The following is an 8,665-nucleotide window of genomic DNA, read 5'->3' as shown; positions in this document are numbered from 1 at the left end:
CGCCTTGGTCGCCGGCAGGAACCGGGTACCAAGACCCGCCGCCGGAATGACAGCCTTGCTGATCCTGGGGTGCGACTGAGTCATGCCCGCCACCTTAACCGGCGACCCTTGGTGCGACCTGGGGCTGCGCTTGGCCCACCCTTTGACGACGACCAGGACGACCGGGACGGCATGGACGCCGTGGACGGCGGACGGAAAGGGTGCGGGAACGACCCGTGGAACACGACGGACGCGTGGACGAGCCTGACAAGAGGACATTGCGGCGGGGCCTCCTCGCGATGAGGAACGGGCTGCCGGACGATGACGTGCGGGAGTCGGCCCGTGCGCTGGCCGCGCGCGCCCTGGAGCTGCCCGAACTGGCGGCGGCGCGCACGGTCGCCGCGTACGTCTCCGTCGGCACGGAACCTGGCACCGGCGCACTCCTCGACGCGTTGCGCGCGCGGGGCGTCCGGGTCCTGCTCCCCGCGCTGCTGGCGGACAACGACCTGGACTGGGGGGAGTACACCGGGCCCGGCTCGCTGACGGAGGTGCGGCACGGCTCGAAGATGGCCCTCCTCGAACCCTCGGGCACCCGGCTCGGCCCGGACGCGGTGACGGGCGCGGACGTGGTCCTGCTGCCCGGACTCGCGGTGGACACGCGCGGGATGCGGCTGGGGCGCGGCGGCGGCTCGTACGACCGTGTCCTGGCCCGGCTGGAGCGTGCGGGGGCGCGTCCCCGCCTCGTGGTGCTGCTCTACGACACGGAGGTTGTCGCACGGGTCCCCGTGGAGGAGCACGACCGGCCGGTGCACGCGGTGGTGACGCCCTCCGGGGCGCGCCGCTTCACCTGAAGGCCGGCGGATACGCGGAACGGCCCTCCACGCGCGTGTGGAGGGCCGTTCCGTGTACCGGGTGCGGCGGTTACGGCTTGAGGACGAGGGTGTCGCTCGTGCTCTTGTCGACCGCCTTCGAGGAGTACGACCAGGGCAGCAGCTCGCCCTTGGCCCACTTGTCCGTCTGGTCCGTGTAGTGCGCGCTGAACGCATGCCCGGAGGCGCCGGTCAGGTTGATCCACTTGGACTTGTCGAGGTCGGCGAGGTTGACGACCATCCGCATCGAGGGCACCCAGACCACGTTGTAGCCGCCCGCGGCGTTCCAGCCGGTCGCGTCCACGGCCGCCTCACCGCCGTTGAGCTTCCAGGGGCCGCGGTTGAGCAGGTACTGGAGCACCTTGGGGCCGTCGGTGCCGAGCGTCTGGTTCTTCAGGAACAGGCGGTGCAGCCGGCCCCAGTTCCAGGTGTCGATGTCCTTGCCGAGCTTGGCGGTCAGCTCCCAGCGGGCGTCGATCATGGCGCGCGCGAAGAGCTGGTCCATGTTCTTCGCCGCCGGGCGGGTGCCCTGCTTGGGCGTCTTCCACCAGTCGCTGTCCGGCTTGTTCATCAGATTGCGCACGACCTCGAACCAGCGGTCGCCGCCGTCCGGCTGCGCCTGGTCCGCGGCGCGCATGCCGCACTCGCGCACCTTGGTGTTGTCGTCGTCCACCGGACCGGTGCTGTCGACCTTGTCGACCCACAGGCACTGGCCCTTGACCCGCAGCTCCTTGGGGAGCTTGTTGCCGAAGGCGAGCTTGAGGACGTTGCGCCAGACGGCGTTGAAGTACGCGGCGGCCGCGGAGTCGGAGTCCTGGGTGTAGTCCCAGCCCTCCAGCAGCTTCTGCGCGTCCCGCACGTTCTTGTCGGACAGGTTGATCTTCAGCAGCTTCGGCACCATGAGCTTGGCGATCTCGCTGCTGTCGTCCAGCTGCATCTGCCGCATGTCGTCGGTGGAGATCTTGCCGCCGCCCTTGATCTTGGACTCGATCAGGTCGGTGATCCGCTGGCTGCGGGTGCCGTAGCCCCAGTCCGTGGTCAGGGTGTACGGGTACTTGTCCTTGTCGACCACGGCCTGGTTGGCGGTGACGATGTAGCCGCGCTTGGGGTTGTACTCGTACGGCAGCTCGTCCTGCTGGATGTAGCCGGTCCAGCGGTACTTGGGGTCCCAGCCGGGCGCCGGTACGGAGCCGTCGTCCGCGGCGGAGCGCGTCGGGATCTTGCCCGGCAGGGTGTAGCCGATGTTGTCGCGGGTGTCGGCGTAGATCAGGTTCTGCGAAGGGACGTCGAATTTGGCGGCCGCCGCGCGGAAGTCCTTCCAGTCGCCGGCCTTGTCGAGCGCGAAGATGGCGTCCATGGAGGCGCCGGCGTCGAGCGCGGTCCACTTCAGGGCGATGCCGTAGCCGTCGCCGCGGTCGGGGGCGGCGGCGACGACGGTGGCCTTCTTGCCGACCTGGACCAGCTCGTCGTCGCGGTCCGACAGGAGCGGCATCCCGTCCTGGGTCTCGCGCACGACGATCGTCTTGGAGGCGCCGCCGGCGACCTTGATGGTCTCCTGGCGGGTCTTGAAGGGCCGCACCTTGCCGTCGTACAGGTAACCGCCGGCGGTTACCTTCTCCAGGTAGAGGTCGCTGACGTCGACCCCGGAGTTGGTCATGCCCCAGGCGATGTCGGCGTTGTGGCCGATGATCACACCGGGCATCCCGGCAAACGTGTAACCCGTGACGTCGTACTGGCACTTGGCCGAGACGGTCCGGCAGTGCAGGCCCATCTGGTACCAGACGCCCGGCAGGGACGCCTCCAGGTGCGGGTCGTTGGCGAGCAGCGGCTTGCCGGTGATGGTGTGCTGGCCGCCGACGACCCAGGAGTTGGAGCCGATGCCCTGGCCGTTCACGCCGACGGCGGTCGGGAGGTCGTCCAGGGAGCTGTAGAGGCCCCCCAGTTGGCTCGTGAGGCCCGAACCGGAGGTGCCCGAGGGTCCGGAGCCGGTGGCGCCCGTCGTGCCCGCAGACGAGCCCGTGGCGCCGGTGGCTCCCGTCGCGCCCGTCGTGCCGTTGGTGCCCGTGGCCCCCGTCGTGCCGGTGCTCGTGCTCGTGCCCGTGCCGCTCGTGGTGCCCGTGCCGTTCGTCGTGCCCGTGCCCACGGGCGTGCCGGCGGCGGCGCTCTGCTCGAAGCTCTTGGTCAGCGCGTCGTACTGGCCCTCCTGCACGATCGGCTTGTTCCGGCTGTACGGGTACTCCGGGTACAGGTCCTGGATCTGCTGCGGGCCGAGGCGGCTCGTCATCAGGGCGCGGTCGATCTCGTCCTGCATGTTGCCGCGCAGGTCCCAGGCCATCGCCTTCAGCCAGGAGATCGAGTCGACCGGGGTCCACTGCTGCGGCTTGTAGTCGTTGGTCAGGTTGAGGGCGGCGTACTCCAGGGAGATGTCCTTGCCGCTCTTGCCCTTCAGATACGCGTTGACGCCCTTGGAGTAGGCGTCCAGGTAGCTCTTGGCGGAGGCCGACAGCTTGGTGTCGTACTCCTGCTTGGCGACCCGCTCCCAGCCGAGGGTGCGCAGGAACTCGTCGTTCTTGACCTGGCTCTTGCCGAACATCTCCGACAGGCGCCCCGCCGTCATGTGCCGGCGCACGTCCATCTCGTAGAACCGGTCCTGCGCCTGGACGTAGCCCTGCGCCATGAACAGGTCCGCGTCGGAGGACGCGTAGATCTGCGGGATGCCGTTGCCGTCCCGCTTGACGTCGACCGGGCCGGACAGCCCGTCGAGCGTGATCGTGCCCGTGGTCTGCGGGAGGGAGGCGCGGACGGTGCTGACCGACCAGTAGCCGCCGTAGGCGATGCCCGCGATGACGGCCAGGACCAGCAGCAGGACGAGCAGTCGGGCTTTGCGCCCCTTCTTCCTGCCTGACTTGGCGGGCGCGGCACCGGTGGTGGCGGTGTCACCCGTTGTGGCGGTGGTGTTCGGGGGCATCGCTGTCCTTGCTGTCCTAACGCGAGCGGCAGGTCGGGCCATGACTTTGAATGAGCGCTGGAGCAACCATAGGCGCAGGACCCTGTGCGCCTTGACGCGGAGTCGGGAACCAGCGCGCACGAGCGTTCGCTCTTCTGCCCCTAACGTCAAGAAAGCGTCAAGAATTAGGTAAGGTAACGAAGTACCTGGATGCGGTGCGCCGCAGCCTCGGATCTTGTGTTCGCGCGTCCGCGCGCCCCGCGCTCGGGCCAAGGAAGGGACCCGCCGCTGACTGTTCACCACCTCAACCAGCTTCTGCTCGTCTGCTCCCTGGTCCTGCTGGTCGCCGTCGCGGCCGTGCGGATCTCCTCACGCAGCGGGCTCCCCAGCCTGCTCGTCTACCTGGGGATCGGCATCGTCATGGGCCAGGACGGCCTGGGCCACATCCACTTCGACAGTGCCGCCGTGACGCAGGTCATGGGCTATGCGGCCCTGGTCGTGATCCTCGCCGAGGGCGGCCTCGGCACCAAGTGGAAGGAGGTCCGGCCGGTCCTGTCCTCCGCCGCCGTGCTCGCGACCGCGGGCGTCGCGGTCAGCGTCGGGGTCACCGCGGCGGGCGCGCACTATCTGGTCGGGCTGGACTGGCGGCAGTCGCTCATCATCGGCGCGGTGGTGTCCTCGACGGACGCGGCGGCGGTCTTCTCCGTACTGCGCAGAATCCCCCTGCCCGCACGGGTGACGGGCACCCTGGAGGCGGAATCGGGGTTCAATGACGCCCCGGTCGTCATCCTGGTCGTCGCCTTCTCCACGGCGGGACCGGTCGAGCACTGGTACATGCTGATCGGCGAGATAGCCCTGGAGCTGGCCATCGGCGCCGCCGTGGGACTCGCGGTGGGCCTGGTCGGCTCCTGGGGACTCAAGCACGTGGCGCTGCCCGCCTCCGGCCTCTACCCGATCGCCGTCCTCGCGATCGCCATCTCGGCGTACGCGGCCGGCGCCCTGGGGCACGGCAGCGGCTTCCTCGCGGTCTATCTGGCCTCCATGGTGCTCGGCAACTCCAAGCTGCCGCACTGGCCGGCCACCCGCGGCTTCGCCGAGGGGCTCGGCTGGATCGCCCAGATCGGCATGTTCGTCCTGCTCGGCCTTCTGGTCACCCCGCACGAACTGGGCGACGACATCGTGCCCGCCCTGGTCATCGGCCTGATCCTGACCATGGTGGCCCGCCCGCTCAGCGTGGTGCTCAGCCTGACCCCGTTCCGGGTGCCCTGGCAGGAGCAGACCCTGATGTCCTGGGCGGGACTGCGCGGCGCCGTGCCCATCATCCTGGCGACGATCCCCATGGTGAACGGCGTGGACGGCAGCCGGCGGATCTTCAACCTCGTCTTCGTCCTGGTCGTCGTCTACACCCTGGTCCAGGGGCCGACGCTGCCCTGGCTGGCGCGCAAGCTGCGCCTCGGCGAGAAGGGGGAGGCGGCCGACCTCGGCATCGAGTCGGCGCCCCTGGAGCGGCTGCGCGGGCATCTGCTGTCCGTGACCATCCCCGAGGAGTCGCGGATGCACGGCGTCGAGATCGCCGAGCTGCGGCTGCCGTCCGGGTCCGCCGTGACGCTCGTCGTGCGCGAGGGGAAGTCCTTCGTACCGCTGCCCAGCACGGTGCTGCGGCGCGGCGACGAACTCCTGGTGGTCGCCACCGACCCGGTGCGCGACTCGGCGGAGGCGCGGCTGCGCGCGGTCGCCCACGGCGGCAAGCTGGCGAGCTGGCTGGGCACGGACGGGGCGGAGGACTCCGGAGGCGCACAGGCCGGGGGCCCGAAACCGGGGAACGCGCGGTCCGAGGGGTCACGCTCCGGAGGCTCGCGCTCCGGGGGCTCGCGTTAAGAACGGGTTTCATACGGTTCACACCTGGCGTACGCGCCGCGGAATCCCAGGCGACCGATCCGATGGTGCTCGCTTTCACAGCCCACGCGGGGGTGGCCCCTGTACGATGAAGGGGCACCCTGATCGAACCAACTCTGCCTGACGCAGAGCTGGCGCGACCGTATGGCGGCCGTGACGCCCCCCACCTTGCCGTGGGCGCCGGTATCTACCGCAGTCCGCGCAAGAGGACAGCTCTCGGCGCCCGGACCCCGCACGGGACGCGCGCTACCAGGCGGCAGAAAGGCACGGGCCGTGGGATCCACGGTCACCGACGACTCGGCGAAGACCTCGCCGGCCTCCTCCCGCCCCGGATACGGAGCACTGCTGCGCACCCGCGGCGCCTGGACCTTCCTGCTCCCCGGCTTCGCGGCACGCCAGCCGTTCGCGATGCTCACCCTCTCCATCGTGCTGCTGGTGCAGCACACCACCGGCTCGTACGGCGCGGCCGGCGCCGCCGCGGCCGTCACCGGCGTCTCCATGGCGCTGTTCGCGCCCTACAGCGGGCGCCTGGCCGACCGTTACGGCCAGCGCGCCGTGCTGCTCCCCGGCGTCCTGGTGCACACCGTGTCGGGCCTGTCCCTGACGGCGCTCGCCCTCGCGCACGCCCCGCTGTGGGCGCTGTTCCTGGCGGCCGTGCCGACCGGCGCCTCGGTGCCGCAGGTCGGGCCCATGGTGCGGGCGCGCTGGGGCGTGAAGCTCCAGGGCTCGCCCCTGATGGGCACCGCGGCCGCGTTCGAGTCGGTCACGGACGAGCTGACCTTCGTCTTCGGGCCCCTGCTGGCCACCGCCCTGTGCACCGCCGTCACCCCCGCGGCCGGTCTGCTCACGGAAGCGGCGCTCACCCTCGTGGGTGGTTTGCTGTTCGCCGCGCAGAAGAGCACGCAGCCCGCGGTGACGGCCACGGGCGGGCCCGCGCACATGGAGCACGGCTCCGCGCTCCGGATCCCTGGTGTGCGCGTGCTGATCGTGACCTTCCTCGGCATCGGCTCGGTCTTCGGCGGCATGCAGGTCTCCCTGGCCGCCTTCACCCAGTCGATCGGCGAGCCCGGTCTGAACGGTGTCCTGTACGGCGTCTTCGCCGCGGGAAACATGCTGTCCGGCATCGTCTGCGGCGCGATCGTCTGGAAGACGGCGCCCCAGCGGCGCCTGCTCGTCGGCTACGCCGCGCTCGCGCTGACCGCGTCCGCGCTGTGGACGGCGCACTCGGTGCTGCTGCTCGCCGCGCTCGGCCTGCTGGTCGGCATGTGCATCGCGCCGTCGCTGATCACCGGCTACACGCTGGTCGAGGCCCTGGTCCCGGCCCGGGCCCGCACCGAGGCGTTCACCTGGCTGACCGGCGCGGTCGCGCTCGGCCAGGCGGCCGCGGTCACCGTCGCCGGACAGCTGGAGGACCGGCTGTGGGACGGCTCGGGATTCCTGGTCCCGATGGGCGGTACGGTGCTCGCTCTGCTGACCCTGGTGGCGCTGCGATCCTCGCTGATCGCACGCCAGGAGACGCAGACCGTGGCACGTGGCGTCGGTCACCGCTCGCCGGTGACGGTGGACTGATCCCCGGGAATACGTCACTATGGAGCGTCGTTAGCACTCAATGAGTGAGAGTGCCAGGAGGAAGACAGTGCCGACCTACCAGTACCAGTGCACCGAGTGCGGCGAGGGCCTCGAGGCGGTGCAGAAGTTCACCGACGATGCCCTGACCGAGTGCCCCCACTGCAACGGGCGCCTGAAGAAGGTGTTCTCCGCGGTCGGCATTGTCTTCAAGGGCTCCGGCTTCTACCGCAACGATTCACGCGGCTCCACGTCGAGCAGCAGCCCGGCGACGAAGTCGTCCGGCTCCTCGTCGTCCGGCTCGGCCTCGACGTCGTCCGACGCGAAGCCGTCGTCGACGTCCTCGACGTCCACGTCGAGCTCGGCCGGCACATCCGCCGCCTGAGGCCGCGCGCCCCGGCTCTTCTGACGCCCGCCCTGCCGTCCCTGGACGGCGGGGCATTCGGCGTTCTCCGGCAAGGTCTCCTGCGCGGCGTCACGGCCAGCTAATGTCTTGGCCATGGCGAACGCAGAGATCGGCGTAATCGGCGGCTCGGGTTTCTACTCGTTCCTCGACGACGTCACCGAGGTACAAGTGGACACCCCCTACGGGCCGCCCAGCGACTCCCTGTTCCTCGGCGAGATCGCCGGCCGGCGGGTCGCCTTCCTGCCCCGGCACGGCCGCGGCCACCATCTGCCGCCGCACCGCATCAACTACCGCGCCAACCTGTGGGCGCTGCGTTCCGTCGGCGTCCGGCAGGTCCTCGGCCCCTCCGCGGTGGGCGGTCTGCGCACCGAGTACGGCCCCGGCACGCTGCTGGTGCCGGACCAGTTCGTGGACCGTACGAAGTCCCGGGCCCAGTCCTACTTCGACGGGCTGCCGCTGCCGGACGGCACGGTGCCGAACGTCGTGCACGTGTCCCTGGCCGACCCCTACTGCCCCACCGGGCGGGCGATCGCGCTGAAGGCCGCTCGCGGCCGGGACTGGGAGCCGGTGGACGGCGGCACGCTGGTCGTGGTCGAGGGGCCCCGCTTCTCCACCCGCGCCGAGTCGCTGTGGCACCAGGCGCAGGGCTGGTCGGTGGTGGGCATGACCGGCCACCCCGAGGCGGCGCTCGCCCGCGAACTGGAGCTGTGCTACGCGTCCATGACCCTGGTCACCGACCTCGACGCGGGCGCCGAGACCGGCGAGGGCGTCTCCCACGAGGAGGTCCTCCAGGTGTTCGCGGCCAATGTGGAACGGCTGCGCGGGGTGCTCTTCGACGCGGTCGCCGCGCTGCCGGCGACCGGGGAGCGGGACTGCCTGTGCGTGCACGCGCTCGGCGGGATGGACCCGGGGTTCGAGCTGCCGTAACGGGGCGGACGGGGTGACCGGAGCTGTGGACAAGTCGCCGTAGCGGGAGCGGAACCACACGTTCGGGTGGGCGAG

At 70.6% G+C, this 8,665-nt stretch carries 6 protein-coding genes; 5 read left to right on the top strand and 1 reads right to left on the bottom strand.

Annotation, left to right across the window (positions count from 1 at the left end; all coding sequences use genetic code 11):
- Positions 1 to 215 precede the first annotated feature (215 nt).
- Positions 216 to 830 (top strand): 5-formyltetrahydrofolate cyclo-ligase, encoded by a 615-nt coding sequence (locus tag CCN72_RS23630; protein WP_086809371.1) that lies wholly within the window; start codon positions 216 to 218, stop codon positions 828 to 830.
- 70 nt (positions 831 to 900) lie between these two features.
- Here the strand turns inward: CCN72_RS23630 and CCN72_RS23625 are convergent, their stop codons facing one another.
- Positions 901 to 3,816 carry a penicillin acylase family protein gene (locus tag CCN72_RS23625; protein WP_086809370.1) on the bottom strand — a complete coding sequence of 972 codons (2,916 nt, stop codon included), beginning with the start codon at positions 3,814 to 3,816 and terminating at the stop codon, positions 901 to 903.
- A 216-nt stretch (positions 3,817 to 4,032) separates the two neighbouring features.
- Between CCN72_RS23625 and CCN72_RS23620 the strand changes: the two genes are divergently transcribed.
- The 4 genes from CCN72_RS23620 (at position 4,033) to CCN72_RS23605 (ending at position 8,590) form a co-directional block, all read left to right on the top strand.
- A complete protein-coding gene (locus CCN72_RS23620; protein WP_425276166.1) occupies positions 4,033 to 5,673 on the top strand; it encodes a potassium/proton antiporter in 1,641 nt (546 codons plus the stop codon).
- Positions 5,674 to 5,964: 291 nt separating this feature from the next.
- Positions 5,965 to 7,260: an MFS transporter gene (locus CCN72_RS23615; protein ID WP_244174417.1), complete on the top strand. Its 1,296-nt coding sequence runs from the start codon at positions 5,965 to 5,967 to the stop codon at positions 7,258 to 7,260.
- Positions 7,261 to 7,327: 67 nt separating this feature from the next.
- Complete coding sequence (locus CCN72_RS23610; protein WP_086809364.1) at positions 7,328 to 7,642, top strand: FmdB family zinc ribbon protein; 315 nt, start codon at positions 7,328 to 7,330, stop codon at positions 7,640 to 7,642.
- 114 nt (positions 7,643 to 7,756) lie between these two features.
- Complete coding sequence (locus CCN72_RS23605; protein ID WP_086809363.1) at positions 7,757 to 8,590, top strand: S-methyl-5'-thioadenosine phosphorylase; 834 nt, start codon at positions 7,757 to 7,759, stop codon at positions 8,588 to 8,590.
- The last annotated feature ends 75 nt before the right edge of the window (positions 8,591 to 8,665 follow it).

Origin of the sequence: Streptomyces murinus, from assembly GCF_002154555.1 — a bacterium.
Taxonomy (GTDB): domain Bacteria; phylum Actinomycetota; class Actinomycetes; order Streptomycetales; family Streptomycetaceae; genus Streptomyces; species Streptomyces murinus.
Note: the sequence above shows the minus strand (reverse complement) of the source record. Positions and strands in the feature narration are given on the sequence as shown.

Coding starts and splice junctions, on each gene's coding strand:
- CCN72_RS23625 (WP_086809370.1), bottom strand. CDS start 3,816: ATGCCCCCGAACACCACCGCCACAACGGGTGACACCGCCACCACCGGT.
- CCN72_RS23605 (WP_086809363.1), top strand. CDS start 7,757: ATGGCGAACGCAGAGATCGGCGTAATCGGCGGCTCGGGTTTCTACTCG.